Here is a 26,570-nt window from a genome sequence, read left to right on the forward strand (position 1 = left end):
TCAGGTCACCGTTCGCATGCGCCGCCCTACTCAGGCGCCCCTGAGCACAACTACCTACCGAGCCAACCGTCCCGGAGCACCGAGGCTGTGGTCCGCGTAGAAGTCCTCCAGATGGAGATCCGGCAACGTCCGGTCGCTGTCGTCCACCGACCCGACAGCTCAATTGGCTTATCGGTCGCGGACCGGAATCGGCTCAGCTAGCGCGGCGCGCCCGGGAGGCGCGGGGAAGGGGTCGGCGAAGTACTGGGTCTCGTGCGTGACGAGACCATCGGTGATCTCCATGACGCTGAGCGAGTACGTGGGCACGCCGTCATAGGTGATCACGCACTCGCTCACCCAAAGGTCGCCGCCGCCCAGGATCCGGCGGATGGTGAAGTGGCGTTCAGCCGGGTGCCCACCGCGTTGCGCTTGGATCCTTGACCGGCCTCTGAAGCGCTCGCCCGACTGCGGGTAGTCCAGGATCGCGTCTGCAGCGTAGATCGCGTGCTCAGCGTCGACGTCCCCGCGTTCGGACGCCTCCCAGTGCTGCTGGAGCCGAGCCCGGATATCGGCTTCAGGATCACTTGCGCTGTTCACCCGTCAGCCCCTCCTGACCAGAAGGAATGTCGCCGGCTCGCACGACAGATTTTACCCGAGGGTTCTCGTGCAGCTTGGGACCGCGTAGGCCGGAACGAGATCAGGACGTCATCTGGATGTCTCGCAGCCACATTGCGAGCGGCTAACGGGTCGCGAGAGGGCCGGAGGCCCTTTGGAACACTGCCCGAGCGAAGCGAGGACCATTTCGGCGAGCGTGCCGGCCAGTCCGGAGCGCGTGGGCTCCGGAACGGCCGGGGACGTCAGCCCAGGCCCAGGAGGATCTTGATACCGATCGCGAAGTAGACCACGAAGAGGGCCGTCACAACCCAGAGCAGAGGGTGGACCTCGCCGGTCTGTTCGGTCGAACGGGCTGGATCAACTCGCCTGGCGGTGTGGCTCGAATTGGACGTTGAGCCGCATCTCCAGCGCCTCTGCCAGGCGTTCGAGCATCGGGATGGTGGGCATGGTGCCACCCGCCTCGAACCGTGCGACCGCTGGCTGCTTGAGTCCTGTGCGCCGGGCCAACTCCGCCTGGGTCAGCCCCAGTTCCTCACGGCGAAGCCGGACAGCTTCCCCCAGCTCGAAGCGAATCCGGACAGACTCGTAAGCGGCTCCAGCACCGGGACGGTTCATGATCTCGGTTCGCTTCTCGGCCCACGCCTTGCGCTCGCCCATCTCGCTCACTCCGCATCTGCCGTGTGCGCCTCTGCGACGCATCGCCGCATGGCCCGCCACGCCCTCTCGATCTCGGCAGTCTCACGCATCCGCTGCTTTCGGAACACCGTCAACCACCGCGACCTCGGAGTCAGCAGCATGCTGCATCTTGATCATCAATGGAAGAGCGCCAGTGCGCTGAACGGTTCGAAACGGCGCCACTGAGCAGGAGGAGACCGCCACGAAGTCCACTTCCGTGTACCGCGTGGCGGCCTCCGACGTGGATCCCAGCGAAGACCAGGGAAGACCAGTTGATCAGGACAGGCCGAGGAGGACCTTGATGGGACCGATCGCGAAGTAGATCACGAAGAGGGCCGTCACGACCCAGAGCAGGGGGTGGACCTCGCGGGCCTTGCCCTTCACGAGCTTGATCAGGACGTACGTGATGAAGCCCGCGCCGATGCCGTTCGAGATGGAGTAGGTGAAGGGCATCAGGACGATGGTGAGGAAGGCGGGGATGGCGATCTCGTAGTCGTTGAAGTCGATGTCCCTGATGGCGGTCATCATCAGGAAGCCGACCACGACCAGGGCGGGCGCCGCGGCCTCATAGGGGACGATGTCGACCAGCGGCGACAGGAAGACCGCCAGCAGGAAGAGGATCCCGGTGACCACGCTGGCGAAGCCCGTGCGGGCGCCCTCGCCGACGCCGGCCGCCGACTCGATGTAGGTGGTGTTCGAGGAGGTCGACGCCGCGCCGCCGGCCGCGGCCGCGATCGAGTCGACCAGCAGGATCTCCCGCGTACGGGGCAGCGTGCCATCCTCGGCCACCAGACCGGCCTGGCGGCCGACGCCCACGACCGTGCCCATCGTGTCGAAGAAGTCCGTGATGAGCAGGGTGAACACCAGAAGCACGGCCAGCACCACGCTGACCTTGCTGAACGAGCCGAACAGGCTGAACTGGCCGATCAGGCTGAGGTCGGGCGACCCGACGATCTTCTCGGGGAAGGTCGGGACGACCAGGCTCCAGCCCAGCGGGTTCTTGCCGCCGTTGGACGGGCCGACCTTGGCGACCGCCTCGACGATGACCGCCAGGATGGTCGTGCCGACGATGCCGAGGAGGATCGCCCCCTTTACCTTGCGGGCGACCAGCAGCACGGTGAGCAGCAGGCCGATCACGAAGACGAAGATGGGCCAGCTGGTCAGCGCGCCGCCGATGCCGAGTTCGAGCGGCGTCCCCGCGGCCTTGCGGACGAACCCGGAGTCGACGAAGCCGATCAACGCGATGAACAGGCCGATGCCCACGCTGATCGCGGTCTTCAGCTGGTTCGGGATCGCGTGGAACACGGCCGTACGGAACCCCGTCAGCACCAGGATCGTGATGACGATGCCTTCCAGCACGATCAGGCCCATCGCGTCTTCCCACGACATGCTGGAGGCGATGCCGAAGGCGACGAACGCGTTCAGGCCGAGGCCGGCGGCCAGGGCGAAGGGCACCCTGGCGACGACGCCCATGAGGATCGTCAGGATCCCCGCCGTCAGCGCGGTGGCCGCGGCGATCATGGCGTAGTTGGGGGTGCTTCCGTCACCGAGGTACTGGCCGTCCGCGTCCTTGACCCCGCCCATGATCAGCGGGTTCAGGACGACGATGTACGCCATCGTGAAGAAGGTGGCCAAGCCGCCACGGATCTCACGGTTGAGCGTGGACTGTCGCTCGGAGATGCGGAAAAAGCGGTCAAGCCAGCCGACAAGGCCCTGGGATGTGGGGGCAGTTATCTCGCTCACGCGGGCAGATTGACAGGCGCTATTACAGCCGGGAAGACCCCTGAGGCGCTCGTGGTCCGAATGAGACCAACTTGTGTACGGTTCGGATCCTGCAGGAGGTTAGCCGACCCGAGCGGCACCGTCAGAAAGGTTCTCGCCTAGGCTGGAGTGCGTGAACGAGCCGCGCCCCCCGGATCCCGCCCCGTTGGAGACCAACGACACCGCGACCATCCTCGCGGGCACGGGCCTGTGGGTGGTGGCGCTCATCGTGCTCCTGATCATGAACCCCTCGCCCGACCACCGTTGGTGGATCTGGACGTGCGTGGCCGGCATCGCGTTCGGGCTCTTCGGCTGCTGGTTCGTACGGCGCCGTGACCGGCGTGGCGGCGGCGACCCGTCGAGCACCGGCGAGCAGAAGGACGAGTCCGTCCGGTCGTGAGCCGACCGGCGACGCGGCACAGGGCAGCCCCTGTGCCGCGGGCCGACGGTCAGCTGTCGAGGTCGGCCTCGGCCAGGAGCAGGGGCACGGCCTCCGGGTCGCGCAGCAGGGCGGCGACCGCGAGCCGGTCTCCCCACTGGCCGCTCGCCCAGGCCAGGCCCCTGGCCAGCCCTTCGACCCCGGCGGCGTGGACGGCGCCCTCGAAGAAGCGCCACTGCACCTTGACGCCGTCGACCTCCAGATCGGCGTGCTCGACGTAGCTCGCCGGGGCCGAGGGCAGCAGCGAGCGCACCTGGGCGGGCACCGGCCGCTGCTGGCCGGACGAGGTGACCTCCCCGGTGACCTCCTCGCCGATGACGGGCAGGTCGAGCAGCTCCGACAGCGCCTCGGCGAGGTCGAAGGGGGCGAGCACGAGCGGACGCGAGGCGACCAGCGGCAGCAGGTCGGGCGCCTCGACCACGACCGGCCCGCCCGTGGCGACCAGGCCCTCGACCACGGCGTGGCCGTTGCCGCCGATGGGATGGCCGTCCTCGGCGTCCGCGACGACGATCTCGCCGTTCAGCACCGCCCGTACGGCCGTGGGGGGCGCCACACGCGAGGGCTCCACCGCGGCCAGCGCGATCCACAGCGCCCGTAGCTGGGCCCGGTCGACCTCCAGCGAGGGATCGGCCAGCAGGTCGAGCAGCTCGTCGGGCCCGCCGTGCGAGGCGAGGAGCTCGGCGAGCGTCGTCCGCACGCCGATCATCGCCAGCGCCGTCTCGTCGACGCCCTCAGGCGCGTCGCCGTACAGGCCGTACAGCAGGGGATCTCCCGTGGCCAGGCGCAGCGCCGTCGGGCGCTTGCCGCCGAGCACGGGGTGGTGCGACAGCCACCAGGAGGTGTACGACGGAGCCTCGGCGATCTCGCCGTTGACCAGCGCGCGGAGCGGCTGGAGCGCGGCACGCAATGGCGGCCGGGACAGCAGGGCCAGCGCGTGCGGCCAGTCGGCGACGTACTCCAGGTCGCGGATCGCGGTGAACTCCCGCGCGACCGGGGGGACGCCGGCCTCGGGCAGCACGTCCAGCACGGCTTCGAGCCACTCGTCCTCGGCGTCGAGGTCGTGGTCGCACTCGTCGGGGTCGAGCAGCACGTCGGAGTCGTTGACCACGGCGAAGCCGTCGAGCACGCCCGCCGCCGACAGGACGCGCGAGCCGTATCGCTCGACGAGGTCGGGGGCGGCGACGCCGAACGGCACGTCCTGGTCGATGAGCTTGGCCAGGGAGCCCTCGCCCAGCAGCAGCTCGCCCGCGGGATACAGCTCGCCGTCGGCTCCGCGCAGCGCCAGCGCCGACAGCCAGGGAGCCTCCCCCGCCGTCAGCCCCGCCGCGTCGACCAGCGCCAGCACGGCCTGGGCCACCGGCTCGGGGTCCGCGCTGTCGAGCGACTCGGAGACGGTCGCGCGGGTGAGCGGGTCCTCAAGGACGCTCCGCGGGCTGGCCTCGGCCGCGCCCAGCCGCAGCAGCAGGGGGTGGGCGGCCTCGGGGTGCACGACGCGCAGCCCGAGCGGGCCGAGCAGCGCCGGGTCCAGGGACGAGCCGTCGGTGAGCAGGAGGGTGCCGCGCGGACCGCGCACGAGACGCCCGTCGGCCAGCGGGACCGGAACGGCGCCGAGGGCCTCACGGTCGTCGCCGGGCACCACGTCGTACAGCGAGTGCCACCAGGCGGCGGTCTTGTCGTCGACGGCGTCGCCCGACAGCATGTCGACGACGTCGGACAGCTCCACGCGGGTGACCCCGAGGGTGGTGAGGGCGGGATGCCTCGACGCCCACCCGGCGGGCAGCAGGCCGGGCACCATGTCGGCGATCATGGTCAGGAACTCGGCCGGGCCCGCGACCACGGAGGCCTCGCGGCCGGACACGACGAACGACCCATCGGCGTCCGCGTCCTGGGAGCCATCGGGAACGTCGGCGGGCGGGGATATCGCGGGCAGCAGGGGCGTGTCGGGAAGCCGGCGCAGGATGGCCCGGCGGATGGCGGCGTCCAGCTCGCCCTTGCCCATCAGGCCCGGCACCAGGTCGAGCAGCCGGGGAGTCTTCGGCAGCGACCTGAGCAGGTCGAGGTAGGTCTCGGCGGCCCGCTCGATCAGGAAGTCGGCCAGCGGCCCCGGGGCCACGTGCCGCCGGTCGGTGGCCAGCGGGAAGCTCGCGATGAGCAGCGCGGGCAGGTCCAGGGGCTCGTCGCTCGGGGTCGGCGCGTGCACGACGGGGGCGACGTCCTTGGGGAGGCGTCCGTGGTCGGCAGGCACGGCCCAGCGGACCAGCCAGTAAGGCCGGTTGCGCTCCTCGGTGGGCCGGTCGGCGAACAGCTCGGCCACCTGCTCGGCCGTGAAGCTCCCGGACTCCTCCACCACCTGCCAGTCGCCGGCCATGACCGTGCGGACCTCGCCGTCGATCTCGATCTCGATCGCGGTGAGCGCGGGCATGGCCAGGGGCAGCGCCGGGCCGGTCTCGTCGAGCAGCTGCCGTACGGCCTGCTCGACGGCCTTGTCACGCAGCGGCAGGCGTACGACGGTGTCGAACCCGGCCGGCACGTCCACCGGCCCGGCCTCGAACGGCAGGCGCAGCAGCGGCACGTGCCCGCCACGGGTGGCGAGCTCCGCGGCCAGCGCGGGCTCGGCGGCGACGAGCGCGGCGGTCTCGGACCGCGACCAGCGGACGGCCCCGGTCGCGCGCGAGGCGATCAGCGGCTCGTCGCAGACCGACACGACGGCCGCGAAACCCACGCCGAACCGGCCGATCGAGCCGACCTCGTCGCGCTTTCCCGACACGCGGAGCGTGGCCAGCCCCTCGACGCCGGTCGCGTCCAGGGGGGCGCCGGTGTTGGCGGCGCTCAGGACGCCGTTCTCCAGGGTGAGCCGGAGCCGGCCGGGGACACCGGTGCGCAGGGCCGCGTCGGCGGCGTTCTGCGCCAGCTCGACGATCAGGCGGTCGCGGTAGCCGCCGAGGGCGAAGTCCTCCTCGGCGTTGGCGTCCTCGCGGAACCTCGCGGGCGAGGCCGTCCAGGCGGCGAGGACGGTGGTGCGCATGCGTTCGGTGCCAAAGATGTCAGTCACCAGTCATGTCCCAAGGGTGGAGGAGGTGGGCCGGCTGCCGTACGAAAGGTTCGCAAAGCTTCTGGCCCGGAAGCATCTCCGGACCCCCGAGCCCCACGGGAGCCTTCGGCCGTAAAACTCGAAAGGTAAATCGGCTCAGGAATGGCCGAGCGGCTCGGAGACTTCCTCTTCGACGGACCCGACGGCCGGAGTGCCCTCTTCCATCAGGTCGTAGCCGAGGTCGTCGAGGATGGGCATGGCCTGCTCGACACCGGCCGGCGCCACCACGGCCGCCTCGGAGTGCGCCCCGCAGCCATGGTCGGCCGCGACGACCTTGCCGTCGTCGGGGGCGTACTCGTTGGCGCAGACGCCGAAGCCGAGGCGGAGCGCGCCGGCGAGCGGCCAGTAGAAACCGCAGGTGGAGCACTGTGCGGGCGCGGCGTGGGCGAGCGGGGTGTGGGGACCGGAGTCGCCCGCGTGCCAGCGGTGGACGGCACGGTCGCGCCCGATCGCCGAGAGCACTCGCGCCCGGCCGAGCCCGTATTCGAAGATCATCTGACGGTCGGAGTCGTCGTCGGTCTCGGTGAACCCGGGGGCGAGGCGGTCGTCGTCGTCCGAGGTCGGGAGCAGGTCGCCGACGCCGAGGTCACCGGGGAGAAGCCGCTCGCTCCACGGCACCCACGCCGGGGGAAGGAGCGCGCCGCCACCCGGCAGCAGCACGGTCTCGCTCACGGTGACGTTGCGGGCCCGGGAGGCGCGGGTGACGGTGATGGCCCAGCGCCATCCGCGGTAGGCGCGGTCGAGGCACGCGAAGTAGTGCGTGACGACCCGCTCGGCCTCGCTCTCGAAGCCGAGATGCTCGCCCACCTCGCCGGGCCGGGCGATCTCCTCGGCTGCGGCCCTGGCCGGCTCCACAGCGGCGGCGCAGGCTTGGTCGACTGCAAAGGTGCGGGAACGAGTGCGGCTCACACGTCAATTCTCACCCATGCTACGAGCGGACATCACTCGTATGGGTCGGGTAAGACTGTAAACCAAAGCCGCGCACGGGATTTCGGAGATCCATCACCAAGAACGACCATGGTCGAGAGCACTGAGGGAGGAAGCGTGGGACACCAGGCCACCGGCTCCGGTGCCCCGCCCACGCGCGCGTGATGGCGGGTTCCTGGGATAGAGCTCGAGATTCGCTGTCGCGTGCGGCACGGGCCACCGCCGGGGCGAGCCGCGGCACGGTCCGCGCCGGCCGTAAGGCCGCCAAGAAGACCGCGGGCGCCGGGCGCACGGCCGCCAGGGGTACGGTGCGCGCGGGCCGGGGCATCGGACATGCCAGCCGCAGGCTGACCCACGCCCAGGGCGCCGACCGCACCGGGCTCGGGCGCCTGATCGAGCTCACCGCCGCCCACAGCGCCGGGGACGCGCTCATCACCGTCAGCCTGGCGGGCACCCTGCTCTTCGGCCTGCCCGTGGACCAGGCGCGCGGCCAGGTCGCCCTCTACCTGCTGATCACGATGGTGCCCTTCACCGTCGTGGCGCCCTTCGTCGGTCCCGTGCTCGACCGGTTCCGCTCGGGCCGCCGCTACATCATGGCCGGCACGCTGTTCGCGCGGGGGCTGCTGTGCTGGGCCATGGCGGCGGCGATCGGCCCGGCCGACGGGCTGACGCTCTTCCCCGCCGCGCTCGCCGTCCTCGTGCTGTCCAAGGCCTACAACGTCTCGCGGGCGGCCACGATGCCGAGCGTCCTGCCCGCCGACATCACGCTGGTGACCGCGAACGCCAGGGTCGCCCTGTTCGCGCTGGTGTCCGCGGCGCTGGCCGCCCCGGTAGCGGTCGGGCTGACCGCGTGGGTGGGAGCCGACTGGGTGCTGCGCGGCACCATGGTGATCTTCCTGACCGCGGGCGTGGTCGCCGTACGGCTGCCGCGCCACGTCGACGCCCCTGACCTGGACTTCGAGGAGGAGGACGGCGCGGGCGAGGCGAGGCCCCGCTGGCGCACCCTGCTGAACGTCGGCCCGGTGGTGGCCGAGGCCATGCGGGCGAACGCCGCGATCCGGCTGCTGTCGGGATTCCTGCTGTTCTTCCTGCTCTTCCTCGTGCAGGAAGGGCATCTCCGGGGCAACGGCATCCCCGAGCAGGTGGTGATCGCGATCCTCGCGGGCGGGGCCGGAGCGGGCGGCCTGATCGGCGCGGTGGTCACGTCGTGGGTGCGCGGCCGTTCTCCCCAGATCATCGTGCTGTCCACGCTGGCGCTCGCCACCGCGACGGCGACGGCCAGCGCGTTCCTCTTCTCGCTGTGGGCGGCCGTCCTGGTCGCCGTGGTCGCGGGGTTCGCGCAGGAGGTCGGCAAGCTGGCGCTCGACGCGATCGTCCAGCGGGAGATCGGCGAGGAGGTGCGCTCCTCGACCTTCGGCGTGGTGGAGGCGCTGCTGCAGATCGCCTGGGTGGCCGGCGGCCTCGCCGGGCTGCTGCTGTCCCTGCTGACGGGCCGCTCGGCGGGGCCGGTCGGGCTGGCCGTGGTCGCGGTGGCGCTCGTCGCAGCGCTCGCCTGGCTTCTCGTCGCCCGCCGCCGCAGGCTGCGCCACCGTTCCGAACGCATCCGCACCGCGCGGGCCTCGGCACCGCCCTCCCCAGAGACGCCTTCGGGACCGCCCTCCCCATCGACGCCCTCGGGACGGCCCGCCACTGGGACGGCCGCGCCCAAGCCGTTCACCGACGTCCACAGGACTCCCGTACCGCGCGAGGACCCCCCGGGCCCGTACGCGGAACGCCCGAGGCCCGAGGCCGCCAAGCCGAGGTCGGACGCGACCAAACCCCTGACCAACCCGCACGGCTGATCCCGGAGCCCGGCTCCCCCCGGCCAGGACAGGCCGGCAGCCGTACGGGCCTTGGGGAAAGGGGCTCCGGGGAAGGGCGGTCAGGCGTCTATGTCGTCGGCGACGGCTCTCAGCACGGTCGCGATCTTCTTGGCGTGGGCGGCATCCGGGTGCTTGCCCCGCTGGTACGAGTTGGAGACGTCGTCAAGCAGCTTGATCAGGTCCTCGACGATGACGACGAGCTCATCGGGCTTCTTGCGCTTGCCCTTCGGCTTCACCGTCTTGGCGAGCGTCGGCGGCTGCTCCAGCACGTGGACAGAGAGCGCCTGCTGGCCACGGCGACCCTCGGCCACACCGAACTCGACCTTCTGACCGGGCTTGAGCGCTTCCACGCCCTTGGGAAGCGCTGAGGAATGCACGAATACCTCACCGCCGTCGTCGCGGGTGAGGAAACCGAAGCCCTTGTCAGCGTCGTACCACTTGACCTTGCCAGTAGGCACAGGGGTGACCTCGTTCAGACTGTCATGAATGGTAATGGATGTAGGTTATGCCCACCCGGGGCATCACATGACCGTCGAAACGGCCCCGATTTCCTAGACGCGCCAGGCGTCGTACCACCCTGCGAACCCCGTCAGATCCGGCAGGACGAAGTCGGCTCCGTGATCGCGCAGAGCCTCCTCCGAGTACGGACCGGTCGCCACGGTGACGCTCACCGCGCGCCCGGCCCTGGCCGCGTCGATGTCGCCTACGTGATCTCCAACGTAGACGGCCGCTCCGAAGTTCGCGATGGCCGCGCCCTTGGCCGCCCCGAACACCGACCCGACGACCTCGTCCACGTCCAGACCGAGGAACTCGACGGTCTGGCGGGCAGTGTCGCCGTGCTTGCCGGTGACGACGATCACCCGCCCGCCATGGCGGCGAACCTCGGCGACGGCCTCCAGCGCGCCGGCCATGAGAGTGGTCATCGGAACGGCGGTGCCGGGATAGAGGGAGCGATAGAGGGCGGCGGCGCCCGGGATCTCCTCAGGAGGCAGCCAGTAGGTCAGCTCGTGCTCCAGCGGCGGGCCGAGCCGGCTGATCACGACGGTGCTGTCGATGACCACGCCGAGCCGGCGCGCCACCTCGTCGTACACCGCCGCGATTCCCGCCCGGGTGTCCGCGAGCGTCAGATCAAGATCGAAACCTACCGAATACACCCTTGAAGGATGCCAAACCCGAGGGGGTGACGCGTACCCGAGCACGTTATGGCAACCTGGGCGGCGAGAAAGGGCTCACTTTTGAAGCGCTCCCCACGGATGAATCCGGGGGATTCCAGCCGTCCCAACCGTGCGGCTCTGCGCATGGTCGCGACGCTGTTGCTTGGCGGTTCACCTTCCGGCCCCGCTTACGCGGGTTTCCACGCCCCAGCCCACGATCCCGCGACGGCCTGCTCAGCGCACCGTCCCGAGCGGCTGCCGCCGGGGTGGCGGAGGTGGCGGGTTGAGCAGGCGGTAGGCCAGCCACAGCACCCCGCCCACCGCTCCGAGCATGAACATCAGCCCGCTGACGTGCCAGAACGAGTCGACGAACGCCTGAAGCCCCACGGCGGGCTCCTCGGACGACCTGAGGGCGCCGAGCAGCACACCCCCGGCCAGGTAGGCGGCGATCGGCGCCACCAGCCCGGTCAGGCGATCCTGGAAGATCCAGCCCTCGCTCGCCAGCACCGTCAGCGCGCCCGCCGCCCACACCAGCACCGGGAACGGGAAGATCGCGACGTACGGCAGGGGGAACGGGATCAGCAGCCCGGCGAGGATGAGCAGGCCCATCCCAACCACCTCGCGGCGGTCGTTGCGCAGGATGGTCGAGATGTCGCGCCCGTCGGCGGAGGTGGGGTTCACGCGGCGCAGGCGTGCCGCCAGCGGAGCCCTGACGGCGCCGGGAGGGGGCCCGAAGGAGCCCGGAACCGCGCCACGCGGCAGCGGCCTCGCGGGCCTCGGCGGGCGGGGCGGCCTGGAAGAAGTGACCGGCCGGAGCGGGGTGACGTTGGTGACCGGGGTGATCAGGGTGGCGTCGTCGACCACGGCGGGGAAGACCTCCGTGGCCGAGTCGCCGAAGTCGTCCGCCGCCGCGGGACGGCCGGCGGGCGGGCCACCCCTCGAAGCCGGCCGGGGCGCGCGAGACGGCCCGGGAGCCGGACGCTCGCGGGAATGCCGCGCGGCCTCCTGCTCGCCGGCGGCCAGCCGCTGGACCTCTCGCTGGAGCAGCACCCCGGGATCGCCGAACCTGGCGATCACCTTGCGGACGGTCGCGAGATCGGCGCTGCCGCGACGCTCCTCCTCGATGCGGACGCGCAGCCGCCCCACGAAATCGAGGCGCTGGTCGGTGCGGAGCACGCCGTGGGCGGCGTCCGCCACCTTGCTGACGTATTCCAGGACGAGCTGGTCGGCGCGCTCGATCACGCTCGCCATACTGCCCGAGCCCACCGGCCCGCGCACCCTTTCGGGGAAACGGCTATTTCTACGGCCGATGACCGCGCACCGCGCCCGAGCGATGACGCTCCGTACGCTTGGCGGATCGACGGTCCGTTCCGGAAGTGCCGGTGATCGGGCAACTGGCGTGCGATGGCCCGTGGGCTCCTACGATGGAGGGGACGGTTCCACGGCGTGGGACGCGCGTGCGGTGATCGCTTGACAGGGGGTTCGGTGGAGCGTGATGAACACCGAGTTCACTGAGTGGCTGCGCGGCCTCGCCGACGACCGGCTGCGCGCCCTGGTGGCCGCGCGCCCCGAGCTCATCACCCCCGTTCCCGCGCACCTCGAAGGGCTCGTGATCCGGGCCACCAGCCCCTCGGCCACCGGCAGGGCGCTCGACCGGCTCGACCGCTTCGCCCTCGCGGTGGTCGAGACCCTTCTCGTCATGACCACGGAGGACGGGCCGGGTCAGCCCTACAAGGATCTTCGCGACACCGTGGCCAGGTCCGTCCCCCGGGAGGACGCCGCGCGCCTGGACGAGCCGCTGCGCGAGGCGATCGACCTGCTCCAGATGATGGCCCTGGTCTACGGCCCCGACAGCGGGCTGCGGCTCGCGCCCGGCGTCCGCGACGTGTCCGAGACCCCGGCCGGGCTCGGGCCGCCGGCCACCGAGGCCTTCCGGCACCACCCGCCCGAGCGCCTCGCGGAGCTGATCGGTGCCGCCCGCGGCGGCCGGGCCGCCTCAGGGGAGGCGGTGCCGGAGCGCTTCGCCGCCCTGCTGGCCGAGGAGGGCGTCGTCGGGCGCCTGCTGGACGACATCGCCCCCCAGGCGCGGGCCGCCCTCGACGAGCTCGCCTGGGGCCCGCCCGCCGGCCGCCTTCCCAACGCCCGGCGCGAGGTGAGCGTGGCCACCGCGCAGTCGCCGATCGAGCAGCTTCTCGCCCGTGGCCTGCTGGCCGCCACCGGCGACGAGACCGTCGTGCTGCCCCGCGAGGTGGCGCTGGTCCTGCGCGACGGCCGGGTCCATCGCGAGCTGCGTCCCGGGGCGCCGCCGCTCGACGGAGCCGCGCGCGACCAGGCCCTGGCCGACCGCACGGCCGCCGGGCAGGCGTTCTCCTTCGTGCGCACGGCCGAGGAGCTGTGCGAGCACTGGGGCGTCGACCCTCCCGGCACGTTGCGCACGGGCGGGCTGTCGGTGCGCGACTGGAAGAAGACCTCGCAGCTCCTCGACCTTCCCGAGTGGACCGCCGCGCTGGTGGTCGAGGTGGTCCACGCGGCGGGGCTCATCGCGTCGAGCGCGCCCGTGGACGGCGAGTGGCTTCCCACCACGGCCTACGACGGCTGGCGCGTGAAGGCCACCGAGGACCGCTGGGAGGCCCTGGCGGCGGCCTGGCTGACCAGCGACCGCGTGCCCGGCCTCGTCGGCGAGCGGGACGACCGCGACCGCCTGATGAACGTCCTGCATCCCGAGCTTCGCCGCCCGGCGGCTGCCGAGGTACGCCTGCGCACGTTGCGGGTGCTGGCCTCCGCGGGTCCCGGCCTGGCCCCGTCGGCGGAGTCGGTGCGCGGGCGGCTGGCCTTCGAGCAGCCCCGCCGCCGCGGCACCTACCGCGACCGGCTGGTCGACTACACGCTGCGCGAGGCCGAGCAGCTCGGGCTCACCGGGCTCGGCGCCATGTCCGTCTTCGGCCGCAGGCTGCTGCCCGGGGCGGCCGCGGAGGCGGCGGCGGCGGCCAAGAGCAAGGCCAGGGCCCTCGCGCCGGCCACCCCCGCCGAGCTGCTGGCGCCGCTGCTGCCCGAGCCGGTCGACCACGTGGTGCTCCAGGCCGACCTCACCGCCGTGGCCCCCGGCCCGCTGACCAGCGAGCTCGGGCGCTGGCTATCGCTCGCCGCCGACATCGAGTCCAAGGGCGGCGCCACCGTCTACCGGTTCGGCGACGGCTCGATCAGGCGGGCGCTGGACGCCGGGTCCAGCGCGGACGAGCTGGTGGCCATTCTGGAGAAGCACTCGACGACCTCGGTCCCCCAGCCGCTGCGCTACCTGGTGACCGACGTGGCCCGCAGGCACGGCCGCCTCCGGGTGGGCACCGCCGGCGCCTACGTCCGCTGTGACGACCCTTCGGTGCTGGACGAGGTGATGGCCGACAAGCGGGCGGTCCCGCTGCGCCTGCGGCGGCTGGCTCCCACCGTCGTGGCCTCACGGAGCTCCCGCGCGCTCGTGGTCGACTCGCTGCGCGCGATCGGCTACTCCCCCGTCGCCGAGTCGTCCGAGGGCGACGTGCTGGTGACCCGGGCCGACGCGCGGCGTACCGAACGTCCTCCCACCGCGCGGCCGGCGGTCAGCTCGACCGGTCCCGACGCCGACCTGGCGGCTGCGGCCGTACGTGCCATCAGGGCGGGCGACGAGGCGCACCTGGCGCGCAGGCACCCGGTCGCGGCGCCCGACGGTCAGGTGCCGCGCTCGCCCTCGACGGGCACGATCGTGGCCCTGCAGGATGCCATCCGGCAGGGTTCGCGCGTCTGGATCGGCTATCTCGACTCGCAGGGCCACGCCACCAGCCGCATCCTGGAGCCCGCCCGCATGGAGGGCGGCTATCTCACCGCCTACGACGAGACGCGCGCGGCCATCCACCGCTTCGCGCTCCACCGCATCACCGGCGTCGCGGACGTCAACTGACCGGGTTCCCCGACGCCGTAAGGGTTGACGACCCTCACCGGCCGCATCAGTTTGGCGTGCGAAGGCGTAATTCCTCGTGGGAGAAGGTGAGCGCGATGGGCACGGAGCGGACGCTTGGCCGGTTGGCGGAGGAGTCGTGGAACAGGCTGGGAGACTTCGACGCGCTCCACTTCGAGGGGGCCTGGCATCGCGGCCACGATCTGGCGGAGCGCACGAGGCGTGTCACCGGCGGGCTGAAGGCGCTCGGCGTGGGGCCCGGTGACCGCGTCGTCGTGATGATGGTGAACCGCCCCGAGGTCCAGGTCGCCTACCAGGCGTTGTGGGCGGCGGGCGCGGTCGTCACCCCCGTGCTGTTCCTGGTCTCCGCAGAGGAGCTGCGGCACATCGTCGCCGACAGCGAGCCCCGCGCCGTGATCGCCTCCGCCGAGCTGCTGCCGGCCGTGCTCGCGGCGACGGACGGCCTGGACGTCGCGGTGGTCTCGGTGGGCGAGGTCCCCGAAGGCGCACACGGCGGCACGCGGCGGGTCAGCGGCTTCGCCGAGCTGGAGCGGGCGCCCGAGGCCGGGGCCGCGGGCAGGGACGAGAACGACCTGGCGGCGCTGATGTACACCGGCGGCACGACGGGCCGCGCCAAAGGCGTGATGCTCAGCCACGCGGGCCTGTGGCACGTCTCCCGGGCCGCCCATGATCTCACCCACCGGCACGGGGTCGACCGGGCCATCGTCCCCGTGCCGCTCTCGCACTCGTACGGGCTGATCATCACGATCACCGCGATGCACGCCCCCGAGCCCCTCCACACGGTGCTCATGCGGTGGTTCGACCCGAAGGCGTTCCTGCGGCTCGCCGCCGAGCACCGCGTCCAGTACGGCGCGGTGGTGCCGACGATGCTCAAGGAGCTGCTGGCGGAGCCCCTTGAGGACACTCCGCTGCCCGAGCTGCTGTACCTGACGTGCGGCGCGGCGCCACTCGGGCGCGAGGTGCTCACCGCCTTCGAGCAGCGTGTGCCCGGGGTGCGCGTCGTCGAGGGGTACGGCCTGACGGAGACGAGCGCGGTGACCACGTTCAACCCGCTGGACCGCAGGAAGGCCGGAAGCGCCGGGCTGCCGCTGCCCGGGTACACGATCACGATCAGGGATGACGACGGTGAGCAGGTGGAGCCCGGCGACCTCGGCGAGATCTGCGTACGGGGAGAGGCGATCATGCGGGGGTACTGGCGGTCCCCGGACGCGAGCGGCCACGCCCTGGTCGACGGCGAGCTGCGCACCGGGGACATCGGATGCACCGACGACGACGGCTATCTGTACGTCGTCGACCGCAAGAAGGACCTCATCATCAGGGGCGGCTTCAACGTCTTCCCACGCGACGTCGAGGACGCGCTGAACAGGCATCCCGACGTCGCGATGTCGGGAGTGGTGGGCCGTCCCGACGCGAGGCTCGGCGAGGAGGTCGTCGCCTTCGTCCAGCTCAACCCGGGAGGCACGGCCACGGCCGAGAGCCTGATGGAATGGGCCAGGGAGCGGGTCGGCAGGGTGAGGTACCCGCGCGAGGTGCACTTCGTGGAGTCGATCCCGGTGACCAGCGTGATGAAGCTCGACAGGAAGGTGCTGCGCTCCCGGTTCGGCTGATAGGCGGCGCGGGGCCGCGCGCGACGTGGTAAGTGTTGATCTGCCCGGAAAGCCATGGAAGTGAGAAAACGTGAGCAGCGGCCCTCCCGAATCCTCCGGCCAGAACCCCCAGGACTGGCAAAGTCCCTACGGATCGTCCGGGGGGCACGACGCCTACGGCGCCCAGCCGGCGCACGGCGATCCCTACGCCAACCCCGCCCGCACTACGCCGTACGACGACCAGCCGCCCCACGACCAGCAGTACGGGCAGCCTGGCTACGACCAGTACGGTTCACCGGCGCAGGGCCCCTACGACGCACCGGCCCAGCCCCCGTACGGCACGCCCGCCCAGGCCCCGTACGGCCAGCCGGGATACGACCAGCAGGGATACGGCCAACCGGCCTATGGCCAGCCCGGGTATGACCAGCAGGGATACGGCCAGCCGGGTTACGGGCAGCCCGGGTATGGCCAGCCGGGCTATGGGCAGCCCGGCTACGGCCAACCGGGTTACGGTCAGCCCGGTTACGGGCAGCCGTACGGGTACCCGCCAAGGCCCGGCGGCGACGGCCCGCGCACCCACGCGATCGTCGCCCTCGTCATCAGCATCGTGATGGCGCTGAGCTGCTACGTCACGCTGGGCGGCATCGCCGGGGCCATCCTGGCCGGCATCGCGCTCGGTAAGGTGGACACCGAGCCCGCCCGGGCCAGATCCCTGCTCAAATGGTGCTGGATCAGCATCGGGATCAACATCGGCCTGCTCTTCCTCGGCATCGTGGCCGCCATCGTCGTCAGCGCCAGCTCCTAAAGGAGCAGGTCGCGGCGGCAAGCCGCGGGAAAGCGGGACTGATCCGGCTCGTTCTCTTGTTGGATAAGCGGACGGGACCGCCAGCACGGTGGCCGTATGCGAACGGGAGAAGAAATCGTGTCTGATGGCCCGCTGATCGTTCAGTCGGACAAGACGTTGCTACTTGAGGTGGAGCACCCCAGGGCCGACGACTGCCGTAAGGCGATCGCGCCCTTCGCCGAGTTGGAGCGGGCTCCCGAGCACGTCCACACCTACCGGGTGACCCCGCTGGCGCTGTGGAACGCCAGGGCCGCCGGGCACGACGCCGAGCAGGTCATCGACGCGCTGATCAGCTTCAGCCGCTACCCCGTGCCGCACGCGCTGCTCGTGGACATCGCCGAGACGATGTCCAGGTACGGCAGGCTCAGGCTGGAGAAGAGCGAGCACTTTGGGCTGACGCTGACCAGTACGGACAAGGCCGTGCTGGAGGAGGTGCTCAGGGCCAGGAAGATCCAGCCGATGCTGGGCGAGCGCATCGGCGACGACACGGTGACCGTGCACCCGAGCGAGCGGGGCAACATCAAGCAGGCCCTGCTGAAGCTCGGCTGGCCGGCCGAGGACCTCGCGGGGTACGTCGACGGCGAGCACCACCCGATCACGCTGGCCGAGGACACCTGGAAGCTGCGGCCCTACCAGCGCGAGGCGGCCGACTCGTTCTGGCACGGCGGGTCGGGCGTGGTGGTGCTGCCCTGCGGCGCCGGCAAGACGATCGTGGGCGCGGCGGCGATGGCGCACGCCAAGGCCACCACGCTCATCCTGGTCACCAACACCGTCTCCGCCCACCAGTGGAAGCAGGAGCTGCTCAAGCGCACCTCGCTCACCGAGGACGAGATCGGCGAGTACACCGGCACCAAGAAGGAGATCCGCCCGGTCACCATCGCCACCTACCAGGTGATGACCACCCGGCGGCAGGGCGTCTACCGGCATCTGGAGCTCTTCGACGCCCGTGACTGGGGCCTCGTGATCTACGACGAGGTCCACCTGCTGCCCGCGCCGATCTTCCGGATGACCGCCGACCTCCAGGCCAGGCGGCGGGTAGGGCTCACCGCGACGCTGGTACGCGAGGACGGCCGCGAGGGCGACGTCTTCTCGCTCATCGGCCCCAAGCGCTACGACGCGCCGTGGAAGGAGATGGAGAACCAGGGCTGGATCGCGCCCGCCGACTGCGTCGAGGTACGGGTCACCCTGACCGACCAGGAGCGGCTCGCCTACGCGATGGCCGAGGCGGAGGAGCGCTACCGCTTCTGCGCGACGACGCCGTCCAAGACGCGGGTCACCGAGACGCTGGTCAGGCGGCACGCGGGCGAGCAGGTGCTGGTCATCGGGCAGTACATCGACCAGCTCGACGAGCTGGCCGAGCATCTCAACGCGCCCGTCATCAAGGGCGAGACGCGGATCAAGGAGCGCGAGCGGCTGTTCCAGGCCTTCCGCGACAAGGAGATCCAGGTGCTGGTGGTCTCGAAGGTCGCGAACTTCTCGATCGACCTGCCGGAGGCCTCGGTAGCGATCCAGGTGTCGGGCACCTTCGGCTCGCGTCAGGAAGAGGCGCAAAGGCTTGGCCGGGTGCTGCGTCCCAAGGCGGACGGCGGCGGTGCGCGGTTCTATTCGGTCGTCAGCAGGGACACGGTCGACCAGGATTTCGCGGCGCACCGGCAACGCTTTCTCGCCGAGCAGGGTTATGCCTATCAAATCATCGACGCGGACGACGTGCTCGCCAGCGAGTGACACTTCCACTTCGCTTCGCTGAGCGGCACGCCGCCGGTCCCCCCCAAACCTGTCCCAGGAAAAGCTTCGCCTAGGGGACAGGCATTCAGGTCCACGAAATACCGTCGGTCCTGTACAACCGCATCACCCCCTCGCCTATTGGCTCCCACGGCGCCAACTGCGACATACCCGATGATCTAACTAAATCACAAGGGTTGTCCTGGTTTTTCGCGATTTTGGTATACGTTAACGCAACGTGTTCGTCAGATCACCGACCGACTAACCCGCCGACGTAAAGCACACCCAGCGCGATTAGCCAGGAAGCCGTCGCGATCCCGACTACCATCAAAGACTTTTCCGGATATCTACGCATTATCGGTGGCAATAGGCCGCCCACCGTGCCACTCGCGGCCACGAGTGCGAACACCCCTGAGAGGGTGGACACCACGGTCAGCCGGTCCATGCACGAGTCGAACGACTCTCCGTTTCCACAGAACGCGGCCAGCCCCCACCCCGCGAAGACCGACAGCGTCCACAGCCCGCCGAGGAGCAGATTGGCCATGGCGGGAATTACCGGAGAGACCGGCACCTGGGTACGCGTCGTCACCCTGACGGCTGTACCCAAAGGTCAAGAGTCGGCAAACTCCGGACAAGCAATACATCGTACGTCCATCTGTGGACACGCGACATAGCGGCATGCCGATGGACGTGGCGTAAGCATATAGGCTTGTTGGTTCGCTGCCTTTGTCCACCGCCCCCGTCCCCCAAGGAGTCCTTCAGCATGCCCGGACACCAATTGGCCCCTGACATATCCGGAGAGGACCCCGGCACCCCGGAGAACGACCCCTCTCACCTCCCAGAAGACCCCACCGAGCACCCTTCGGACGACCCCGCTCAGGTCCTCCAGGCCGAGCGCGCCCACCTGGCCGCGTCCCGGGCCGCGCTGCGCGCGATGCGCGAGCACGCCCAGTCGCTGTCGGCCGACGCCGCGGGCGACTGGGTCTCGCAGCAGGTGCTGCAGGGCCTGCTCGACCAGCGCGTGGCCGCGCTCGCCGACCACGCGGACACCCCGCTGTTCTTCGGCCGGCTCGACAGGGCGGGCGACGACGACCTTCCCGTCACCATCCACGTCGGGCGCAGGCACGTGCACGACGACAGCAGCCGTCCCCTGGTGATCGACTGGCGTGCACCGGTGTCCCGGGCGTTCTACCAGGCCCGCCCGTCCGACCCGATGAGCGTGCGGCGGCGCCGGCGCTTCGGTTTCCACGGCGGCGAGCTGACCGCGTACGAGGACGAGCCGCTCGACCAGGGCACGGCGCCCCGAAAGGAGTCGAGGATCCTCACCGAGGAGATCGAGCGGCCCCGCACCGGCCCCATGCGCGACATCGTCGCCACGATCCAGCCCGACCAGGACGAGATCGTGCGCGCGGACCTCGGCCAGACCGTCTGCGTCCAGGGCGCCCCCGGCACCGGGAAGACCGCCGTCGGCCTGCACCGGGCCGCCTACCTCCTCTTCACCCACCGCGAGAAGCTGGCGCGGTCGGGCGTGATGATCGTCGGGCCGAACCGCGCCTTCCTGTCCTACATCTCCTCGGTCCTGCCCGCCCTCGGCGAGGTGAAGGTCGACCAGACCACCGTCGCGGGCATCGTCGGCGACCACTCGGCCCCCGAGGACACCGCCGTCGCCACCATCAAGGGCGACGCCCGCATGGCGCCGGTCCTCCACCGGGCCCTCTGGATGCACATCAGCAAGCCCGAAGAGGGTCTGCTGATCACTCGCGGCGTCAACCGCTACCGCGTGCCCGACCACGAGGTCCGCGAGATGGTCGCCTCCCTGCGCGGCACCACGCGGTACGGCCCTGGCCGCGCGGCGCTCGCCCAGCGCCTGGCCCACGCGACCCTCGTACGCATGGAGCAGCGTGGCGAGTCGCCCGACGACCGCGTGCAGGACGCGGTCGCCAGGTCCAAGCCGGTCAAGCAGCTCGTCGACCAGGTATGGCCGCGCGTGTCTCCCCAGCAGGTGCTGTTCCGGCTCCTGTCCGACGCCGACTTCCTCGCCCGCGCCGCCAAGGACGACCTGACCCCCGAGGAACGCGAGACCCTGCTCTGGACCAGGCCTCCGCGGTCGTGGAAGTCCGCCAAGTGGTCCGCCGCGGACGCCGCGCTGCTGGACGAGCTGGCCGACTGCGTCGAGCGCACCCCCATGCTCGGGCACGTGGTCGTGGACGAGGCGCAGGACCTCTCCGCCATGCAGTTGCGCGCGCTCGGACGGCGCTGCCGTACGGGCTCGGCCACCGTCCTCGGCGACCTGGCCCAGGGCACCACCCCGTGGTCGGCGAGGTCCTGGGTCGAGGTGCTCGAACATCTCGGCTTCACCGAGGGCGCGGTCACTGAGTTGACCCTGGGGTTCCGCGTCCCGCGCGAGGTGCTCGACTTCGCGGCCCGCCTGCTGCCGTCGGTGGCCCCCACGCTGGCCGCCCCGCGCTCCCTGCGCCCGGGCGCCGGCTCGCTGTCCGTACGGCCGGCGACCGACCTGGCCGGAGCCGTCACGGAGGCCGTTAACGAGGCGATCGCACACGAGGGCTCCATCGGCGTGATCGCGGCCGACGCCTCCATCGCCACGCTGGCCGCCGCCCTGGCGACGGCGGGCATCCCGCACGACGTGCTCGGGCCCGACTCCTCCCCCGAGCAGCGGGTCTCGGTCATCCCCGCGTCCCTGGCCAAGGGCCTGGAGTACGACCACGTGGTCGTCGCGGAACCGGCGGACATCGTCGACGCCGAGGCCCGCGGCCTCGCCCGCCTCTACGTCGTCCTCACCCGCGCCGTCACCTCCCTCAGAGTCCTCCACACCCGCGACCTCCCTCCACAGCTCTCCTAGCTGAGACAAACTCGTCCCGCTAGACGCTGCACGTGATCAGCCGTGCCTGCCCTTGGCCGTCCGAAAGAGCACCAACGGCAAGACCGGGCACGGCATGAAACTCAACCTTCATGGGCCCACCCGGCACCCAGTGTCGTGGGCACCCAGTGCCACCCACCCAGCCGTGGCCCCCCAAGGCGGCAAAACGTTGACATGTCCCCCCGCCAAGGGCAGGCCACGGCCGTCGATGCCGGAGAGCGGTGCGCGCCAATCAATCGGTCTCCGTGGCAACGCAAGAGGACCCGCCGTCTCTCGTCGCGCTTATCGACGAGGCCGCGCTGCTCAAGGTGATAGGTGGGGCCAGCGCTCAAGCGCTGCCGCCGGTCACGCCTTGGTACGTTGGCGTTCATGACCGGAGCAGTAGAGACGGGACTTGCCGTACGGAACGGTGTGGCCGAAGACGTCGAGGCGGTGCTGGCCTTCTGGCTCGAAGCCGCCGAAGGGACCGATCGGCATGACAGCGCGGAGAGCGTGCGCCGGCTGATCGAGCGTGATCCGGAGGCGTTGCTGGTCGCCGTGGTGGGCGGGCGGATGGTGGGCACGCTGATCGCCGGGTGGGACGGGTGGCGCTGCCATCTCTACCGGCTGGCCGTCGATCCCGCGCACCGCCGCAAGGGCATCTCCCGCATGCTGCTCGACGCCGCCGAGAGACGCTTCGTGGAGCACGGCGGGATGCGGGCCGACGCCATGGTCCTCCACGACAACACCCTCGCCCACCACGCCTGGACCGCCGCGGGTTACGTACGCCAGGAGGAGTGGGGGCGGTGGGTCAAGCCACTCGGGTCGCGGCGCTCCTGACGCCCGCGTCGCCCATCAGGGTGACGCGAGGATCAACTCGTGCAGCGAGGGTCCCACGTAGACCACTGACGGCGATGGAGTGGCACCATCTGTGGTGCCACTCCATTTTCGTTGCCTAGGATCGGGCCCATGGGAGAACAGCTCGGCCTGCGCGAACGCAAGAAGCGAGAGACCCGGCAGCGCATCGCCGATGTGGCGATGGGGCTCTTCATGACCCGTGGCTTCGACAACGTGACCGTGGCCGAGGTGGCCCGGGTGGCCGACGTCTCCGTCAACACGGTTTTCAACTACTTCAAGACCAAAGAGGACCTTTTCCTCGACCGCACGGACCTCGTCGAGGACCTGCCGAGCCAGGTCATCCGCGAACGGCGGCCCGGGGAGTCGGTCGTCGCCGCGCTGCGCCGCGACTTCCTCACCGCGCTCGACGAGCGTCACTGGCGGATCGGGCTGAACGAGGGTTCCGAGGTGTTCAACCGGCTGGTCAACGACAGCCCGTCGCTCGTCGCACGGATACGTCAGCTCGGCGAGCACCAGGAGGAACTCCTGGCCCGCACCCTCGCCGAGGAAACCGAAGCCGACCCTGACGACATCACACCCTGGGTGATCGCCGCCCAGCTCTGCGCGGTCACGCGGCGGCTGGTGGCACATGCCGTACGGCGCAAGATGGCGGATGAGAGCGTCGACAAGATCGTCCCCGACCTTCGCGTCCAGGCGGAGCGCGCATTCGACCTGCTCGAAAGGGGCATCGGCGACTTCGGCGCCCGCTGACCGTACACCCGGCCCACGGGGAAGGATTCGGCTGCCTCCCCCGCTTGTCCGGCCGTCGCGGACGCGGCTACTCGCGATCTACAGGTCGAGCTGGTACTCGAAGGTCGTGTGCGTCGGCGCGTAGCCCAGCGCGTCGTTGACGCGCCTCATGTACGGGTTGCTGTCAGCCGTGTCGGCCAGCAGGCCGCCGAGGTCGGGGTAGCGCTCGCGGGCCTGCCGGATCGCCTCCGCCTTCATCCAGCGGCCAAGGCCGTGCCCACGGTGCTCGGGCAGGACGCCGGTGCCGTAGTGCTGGCCGTCGCCCTTGCCGTCGCCGGGAACGACCAGCTCCGTGAACCCGGCGATCGAGCCGTCGGAGATGTCGATCGCGACGACCGTGTGCAACAGGTCCCCGCGCTTGTCGATGGCCTCCGCGACGGCCCGTACCCGGTCCACGTCCCAGGCCACCGTGCCGTAGTCCATGTCACCAGTCGGCATGTCGTCCATGGCGCGGCGCGAGGCGGCGAATGTCTGAGCGAGGTTGTCCGGGACCGTGCCGTCCCACGACGCCAGCCGGTAGCCGGGATGCGGTCGTTCTATGATCTCGGCGAGGGCGGTGATGTCGGCCTTCGCCAATGGCAGGCGGGTGAAGGTCAGGGTCAGGACCCGGCGAAAGCTGCGGACGAGCAGGAACCCGTCACCTGGCGAGCCGGACTCGGCCTGGGTGATGACGCAGCGCCGGCCGTAGTCCCGCGCGGCGGCCACGGCGACGTCGAGAAGCCGGGAACCCGTGCCCGCGCGCCGCTCGGCAGGGTGGACGTGGAGTTCCAGCTCGGCGAGGTGGTCCCGTCCCGGCCCGGTGAAAAGGCGCAGGAATGCCGATCCGACGGGGATTCCGTCGGCGTGCGACGCCAACCAGGCCAGGCGGTGGCTGGACGGGCTGCGGTCGGGGTCGGTCAGAGGGGTGATGCGAATCGACAAGGTGTCTCCATCATGAGGAGGTGGATAGTGTCAGAGCCCTGGTGAGGCTGCTCAACCGTCATGCGCATCTGCTGCACACCTCCTCGTCGATGGCGCCGGTCCGGGGTGACGGACGGCCCGATGAACCTACGTGCTCCACCACACGGCCGCAACACATTTCCGTACAACGCCAAAGGGCCATCCCCGGTGGATCCGGGGATGGCCCTTTAGGTGACTGGCGAGCCGGAGGCTCAGAAGTCCATGTCGCCGCCGCCGGGCATGGCGGGAGCGGCCGGGGTCTTCTCGGGCTTCTCGGCGATGACCGCCTCGGTGGTGAGGAACAGCGCCGCGATGGAAGCGGCGTTCTGCAGCGCCGAACGGGTGACCTTGGCGGGGTCGATGATGCCCGCCTCGAGCATGTTGACGTACTCGCCGGTCGCGGCGTTGAGGCCGAAGCCCACCTCGATGTTGCGCACGCGCTCGACCACGACGCCGCCCTCGAGGCCGGCGTTGATGGCGATCTGCTTCAGCGGCTCCTCGAGCGCCTTGCGGACGATCGCGGCACCGGTGGCCTCGTCGTTGAACAGCTCCAGCTTGTCGAACGCCTTGGCGCCCGCCTGCAGCAGAGCCACGCCACCGCCGGGCACGATGCCCTCCTCGACGGCCGCCTTCGCGTTGCGAACGGCGTCCTCGATGCGGTGCTTGCGCTCCTTGAGCTCGACCTCGGTCGCCGCGCCGGCCTTGATGACGGCGACGCCGCCGGCCAGCTTGGCGAGGCGCTCCTGGAGCTTCTCGCGGTCGTAGTCGGAGTCGGTGTTCTCGATCTCGGCGCGGATCTGGTTGACCCGGCCGGAGATCTGCTCGGGGTCACCGGCGCCGTCGACGATGGTGGTCTCGTCCTTGGTGATGATGACCTGGCGCGCGCGGCCGAGCAGGTCGAGCGTGGCCGTCTCCAGCTTGAGGCCCACGTCCTCGCTGATGACCTGGCCACCGGTGAGGATGGCGATGTCACCGAGCATGGCCTTGCGGCGGTCGCCGAACCCGGGGGCCTTGACGGCCACGGACTTGAACAGGCCGCGGATCTTGTTGACGACCAGGGTGGCCAGGGCCTCGCCCTCGACGTCCTCGGCGATGATCACCAGGGGCTTGCCGGCCTGCACGACCTTGTCGAGCAGCGGCAGCAGGTCCTTGTTGGCCGAGACCTTGGAGTTGACGATAAGGATGTAGGGGTCGTCGAGGACGGCCTCCATCCGCTCCGGGTCGGTCACGAAGTAACCGGAGATGTAGCCCTTGTCGAAGCGCATGCCCTCGGTGAGCTCAAGCTCCAGGCCGAAGGCGTTGCTCTCCTCGACGGTGATGACGCCTTCCTTGCCGACCTTGTCCATCGCCTCGGCGATCATCTCGCCGATCTGCGTGTCGCCGGCGGAGATGGAGGCGGTCGAAGCGATCTGCTCCTTGGTCTCCACGTCCTTCGCGAGCTTGGAGAGCTCCTCGCTGACGCGCTCGACGGCGGCCTCGATGCCCTTCTTCAGGGACATCGGGTTGGCGCCGGCGGCGACGTTGCGCAGGCCCTCGCGCACCAGCGCCTGGGCGAGCACGGTGGCGGTGGTGGTGCCGTCACCCGCGACGTCGTCGGTCTTCTTCGCGACCTCCTTGACGAGCTCGGCCCCGATCTTCTCCCACGGGTCCTCGAGCTCGATCTCCTTGGCGATCGAGACGCCGTCGTTGGTGATCGTGGGAGCGCCCCACTTCTTCTCCAGCACGACGTTGCGGCCCTTGGGACCCAAGGTCACCTTGACGGCATCGGCGAGCTGGTTCATCCCGCGCTCGAGACCGCGCCGGGCGTCCTCGTTAAACGCGATCATCTTGGCTGCCATACGGCTAGACCTCCCAGATACAGGGTGGCTTGCAGCGGATCGAGCCGACGCCCGCGACGGCATGTAGACCCGCGCCTTCACGACACCTGTCGCCGTGAGCCGCGAGGCCCCATCGCCTCGATCCAGGTTTGTCACTCTCGACAGGAGAGTGCCAACGAACTGTTTAGCACTCTACCCTGCCGAGTGCAAGCGACAACCCCTATGACCTGGGCGGCGCAAGGATTTCTCTGACCGTATGCCGAATATTGGACCTGACCTCACGTGCGGGAAAGTGCGGACATGACGGAAGGCTCGGCCCGTCTTGATGTACGACGAACCGAACCTTCCGGCTACTGACTTGAGAGAGACCAGTGGATCTTCGTCGACGACCGGACGGGGCCGGCGCCGTCACACAGTCCGCACGGACTCCGCCTGTGGACCCTTCTGGCCCTGTGTGATCTCGAACTCCACCCGCTGACCCTGCTCGAGGGACCGATAGCCCTCGGACATGATCGCTGAGTAGTGGACAAACACGTCCTTACCACCGTCTACCGCGATGAAGCCGTAGCCCTTGTCCGCGTTAAACCATTTGACGGTGCCCTGCGCCACTTTCCGACTCCTCTTGCTGGGCTCCGGACCCCGCCCACTCCTCCGCGGGACCCGTGACCTTCGGAACCGAGACGCATGCGAACTCCTCGGCCACGTC

21 protein-coding genes are annotated in these 26,570 nt (G+C 70.5%); 9 read left to right on the plus strand and 12 right to left on the minus strand.

Translation table 11 applies throughout. The annotated features are described in order from the left end of the window. Positions 1 to 168: 168 nt before the first annotated feature. The 3 genes from ACOZ38_RS42725 to ACOZ38_RS42735 all read right to left on the minus strand — a co-directional run bounded on the left by ACOZ38_RS42725 (position 169) and on the right by ACOZ38_RS42735 (position 3,012). Positions 169 to 576: a nuclear transport factor 2 family protein gene (locus ACOZ38_RS42725; RefSeq protein ID WP_424536543.1), complete on the minus strand. Its 408-nt coding sequence runs from the start codon at positions 574 to 576 to the stop codon at positions 169 to 171. A gap of 375 nt (positions 577 to 951) precedes the next feature. Continuing rightward, positions 952 to 1,251, minus strand: a complete 300-nt coding sequence (locus ACOZ38_RS42730) for a helix-turn-helix domain-containing protein (protein WP_424536544.1) — start codon at positions 1,249 to 1,251, stop codon at positions 952 to 954. A gap of 294 nt (positions 1,252 to 1,545) precedes the next feature. Then, positions 1,546 to 3,012, minus strand: a complete 1,467-nt coding sequence (locus ACOZ38_RS42735; RefSeq protein WP_424536545.1) for an NCS2 family permease — start codon at positions 3,010 to 3,012, stop codon at positions 1,546 to 1,548. A gap of 151 nt (positions 3,013 to 3,163) precedes the next feature. On the opposite strand from ACOZ38_RS42735, the gene ACOZ38_RS42740 reads away from it, so the two are divergent. Beyond that, positions 3,164 to 3,430, plus strand: coding sequence for a DUF2530 domain-containing protein (locus tag ACOZ38_RS42740; protein WP_424536546.1), 267 nt, complete (start codon positions 3,164 to 3,166; stop codon positions 3,428 to 3,430). 49 nt (positions 3,431 to 3,479) lie between these two features. Here ACOZ38_RS42740 and ACOZ38_RS42745 read toward each other — a convergent pair whose 3' ends face one another. Together ACOZ38_RS42745 and ACOZ38_RS42750 are read right to left on the minus strand one after the other, a co-directional pair. Further along, positions 3,480 to 6,521 (minus strand): sacsin N-terminal ATP-binding-like domain-containing protein, encoded by a 3,042-nt coding sequence (locus tag ACOZ38_RS42745; protein WP_424536547.1) that lies wholly within the window; start codon positions 6,519 to 6,521, stop codon positions 3,480 to 3,482. Between the two features lie 135 nt (positions 6,522 to 6,656). Beyond that, a complete protein-coding gene (locus ACOZ38_RS42750; RefSeq protein ID WP_405142259.1) occupies positions 6,657 to 7,469 on the minus strand; it encodes a DUF3027 domain-containing protein in 813 nt (270 codons plus the stop codon). Positions 7,470 to 7,651: 182 nt separating this feature from the next. Here ACOZ38_RS42750 and ACOZ38_RS42755 point away from each other — a divergent pair, with 182 nt between their 5' ends. Next, positions 7,652 to 9,328, plus strand: coding sequence for an MFS transporter (locus ACOZ38_RS42755; protein ID WP_424536548.1), 1,677 nt, complete (start codon positions 7,652 to 7,654; stop codon positions 9,326 to 9,328). 80 nt (positions 9,329 to 9,408) lie between these two features. Here ACOZ38_RS42755 and ACOZ38_RS42760 read toward each other — a convergent pair whose 3' ends face one another. From ACOZ38_RS42760 to ACOZ38_RS42770, 3 genes are all read right to left on the minus strand, one after another. Continuing rightward, positions 9,409 to 9,807 (minus strand): cold-shock protein, encoded by a 399-nt coding sequence (locus ACOZ38_RS42760; protein WP_358550760.1) that lies wholly within the window; start codon positions 9,805 to 9,807, stop codon positions 9,409 to 9,411. A gap of 93 nt (positions 9,808 to 9,900) precedes the next feature. Beyond that, the gene (locus tag ACOZ38_RS42765) at positions 9,901 to 10,503 is read right to left on the minus strand and encodes an HAD family hydrolase (RefSeq protein ID WP_424536549.1); all 603 of its coding nucleotides are present in this window, start codon (positions 10,501 to 10,503) and stop codon (positions 9,901 to 9,903) included. A 234-nt stretch (positions 10,504 to 10,737) separates the two neighbouring features. Beyond that, complete coding sequence (locus ACOZ38_RS42770; protein WP_424536550.1) at positions 10,738 to 11,745, minus strand: hypothetical protein; 1,008 nt, start codon at positions 11,743 to 11,745, stop codon at positions 10,738 to 10,740. Positions 11,746 to 11,998: 253 nt separating this feature from the next. On the opposite strand from ACOZ38_RS42770, the gene ACOZ38_RS42775 reads away from it, so the two are divergent. The 4 genes from ACOZ38_RS42775 to ACOZ38_RS42790 all read left to right on the plus strand — a co-directional run bounded on the left by ACOZ38_RS42775 (position 11,999) and on the right by ACOZ38_RS42790 (position 18,607). Further along, a complete protein-coding gene (locus ACOZ38_RS42775) occupies positions 11,999 to 14,434 on the plus strand; it encodes a helicase-associated domain-containing protein (RefSeq protein WP_424536551.1) in 2,436 nt (811 codons plus the stop codon). A gap of 95 nt (positions 14,435 to 14,529) precedes the next feature. Then, positions 14,530 to 16,059 (plus strand): class I adenylate-forming enzyme family protein, encoded by a 1,530-nt coding sequence (locus ACOZ38_RS42780; RefSeq protein WP_424536552.1) that lies wholly within the window; start codon positions 14,530 to 14,532, stop codon positions 16,057 to 16,059. 70 nt (positions 16,060 to 16,129) lie between these two features. Then, positions 16,130 to 16,843 carry a hypothetical protein gene (locus tag ACOZ38_RS42785; RefSeq protein ID WP_424536553.1) on the plus strand — a complete coding sequence of 238 codons (714 nt, stop codon included), beginning with the start codon at positions 16,130 to 16,132 and terminating at the stop codon, positions 16,841 to 16,843. A 96-nt stretch (positions 16,844 to 16,939) separates the two neighbouring features. Next, positions 16,940 to 18,607 carry a DNA repair helicase XPB gene (locus ACOZ38_RS42790; protein ID WP_424536554.1) on the plus strand — a complete coding sequence of 556 codons (1,668 nt, stop codon included), beginning with the start codon at positions 16,940 to 16,942 and terminating at the stop codon, positions 18,605 to 18,607. Positions 18,608 to 18,854: 247 nt separating this feature from the next. Here the strand turns inward: ACOZ38_RS42790 and ACOZ38_RS42795 are convergent, their stop codons facing one another. After that, on the minus strand, positions 18,855 to 19,193 hold the full coding sequence (locus ACOZ38_RS42795) for a hypothetical protein (RefSeq protein WP_424536555.1): 339 nt from the start codon (positions 19,191 to 19,193) through the stop codon (positions 18,855 to 18,857). A 174-nt stretch (positions 19,194 to 19,367) separates the two neighbouring features. On the opposite strand from ACOZ38_RS42795, the gene ACOZ38_RS42800 reads away from it, so the two are divergent. The 3 genes from ACOZ38_RS42800 (at position 19,368) to ACOZ38_RS42810 (ending at position 23,069) form a co-directional block, all read left to right on the plus strand. Next, positions 19,368 to 21,464, plus strand: a complete 2,097-nt coding sequence (locus ACOZ38_RS42800; protein WP_424536556.1) for a HelD family protein — start codon at positions 19,368 to 19,370, stop codon at positions 21,462 to 21,464. A 387-nt stretch (positions 21,465 to 21,851) separates the two neighbouring features. Then, positions 21,852 to 22,301 carry a GNAT family N-acetyltransferase gene (locus ACOZ38_RS42805; RefSeq protein WP_424536557.1) on the plus strand — a complete coding sequence of 150 codons (450 nt, stop codon included), beginning with the start codon at positions 21,852 to 21,854 and terminating at the stop codon, positions 22,299 to 22,301. 129 nt (positions 22,302 to 22,430) lie between these two features. After that, positions 22,431 to 23,069 carry a TetR/AcrR family transcriptional regulator gene (locus ACOZ38_RS42810; RefSeq protein ID WP_424536558.1) on the plus strand — a complete coding sequence of 213 codons (639 nt, stop codon included), beginning with the start codon at positions 22,431 to 22,433 and terminating at the stop codon, positions 23,067 to 23,069. A 78-nt stretch (positions 23,070 to 23,147) separates the two neighbouring features. Here the strand turns inward: ACOZ38_RS42810 and ACOZ38_RS42815 are convergent, their stop codons facing one another. The 3 genes from ACOZ38_RS42815 to ACOZ38_RS42825 all read right to left on the minus strand — a co-directional run bounded on the left by ACOZ38_RS42815 (position 23,148) and on the right by ACOZ38_RS42825 (position 26,473). Continuing rightward, a complete protein-coding gene (locus tag ACOZ38_RS42815; RefSeq protein WP_424536559.1) occupies positions 23,148 to 24,029 on the minus strand; it encodes an N-acetyltransferase family protein in 882 nt (293 codons plus the stop codon). A 230-nt stretch (positions 24,030 to 24,259) separates the two neighbouring features. After that, positions 24,260 to 25,885 (minus strand): chaperonin GroEL, encoded by a 1,626-nt coding sequence (gene groL, locus ACOZ38_RS42820; protein WP_424536560.1) that lies wholly within the window; start codon positions 25,883 to 25,885, stop codon positions 24,260 to 24,262. 387 nt (positions 25,886 to 26,272) lie between these two features. Further along, complete coding sequence (locus tag ACOZ38_RS42825; RefSeq protein ID WP_248960783.1) at positions 26,273 to 26,473, minus strand: cold-shock protein; 201 nt, start codon at positions 26,471 to 26,473, stop codon at positions 26,273 to 26,275. Between the last annotated feature and the right edge of the window lie 97 nt (positions 26,474 to 26,570).

Source organism: Sphaerisporangium viridialbum (assembly GCF_049674955.1).
GTDB classification, from domain to species: Bacteria; Actinomycetota; Actinomycetes; order Streptosporangiales; family Streptosporangiaceae; genus Sphaerisporangium; species Sphaerisporangium viridialbum.

Coding starts and splice junctions, on each gene's coding strand:
- ACOZ38_RS42800 (WP_424536556.1), top strand. CDS start 19,368: ATGCCCGGACACCAATTGGCCCCTGACATATCCGGAGAGGACCCCGGC.
- ACOZ38_RS42805 (WP_424536557.1), top strand. CDS start 21,852: ATGACCGGAGCAGTAGAGACGGGACTTGCCGTACGGAACGGTGTGGCC.
- ACOZ38_RS42790 (WP_424536554.1), top strand. CDS start 16,940: ATGCGAACGGGAGAAGAAATCGTGTCTGATGGCCCGCTGATCGTTCAG.
- groL (WP_424536560.1), bottom strand. CDS start 25,885: ATGGCAGCCAAGATGATCGCGTTTAACGAGGACGCCCGGCGCGGTCTC.
- ACOZ38_RS42780 (WP_424536552.1), top strand. CDS start 14,530: ATGGGCACGGAGCGGACGCTTGGCCGGTTGGCGGAGGAGTCGTGGAAC.
- ACOZ38_RS42730 (WP_424536544.1), bottom strand. CDS start 1,251: ATGGGCGAGCGCAAGGCGTGGGCCGAGAAGCGAACCGAGATCATGAAC.
- ACOZ38_RS42810 (WP_424536558.1), top strand. CDS start 22,431: ATGGGAGAACAGCTCGGCCTGCGCGAACGCAAGAAGCGAGAGACCCGG.
- ACOZ38_RS42755 (WP_424536548.1), top strand. CDS start 7,652: ATGGCGGGTTCCTGGGATAGAGCTCGAGATTCGCTGTCGCGTGCGGCA.
- ACOZ38_RS42775 (WP_424536551.1), top strand. CDS start 11,999: ATGAACACCGAGTTCACTGAGTGGCTGCGCGGCCTCGCCGACGACCGG.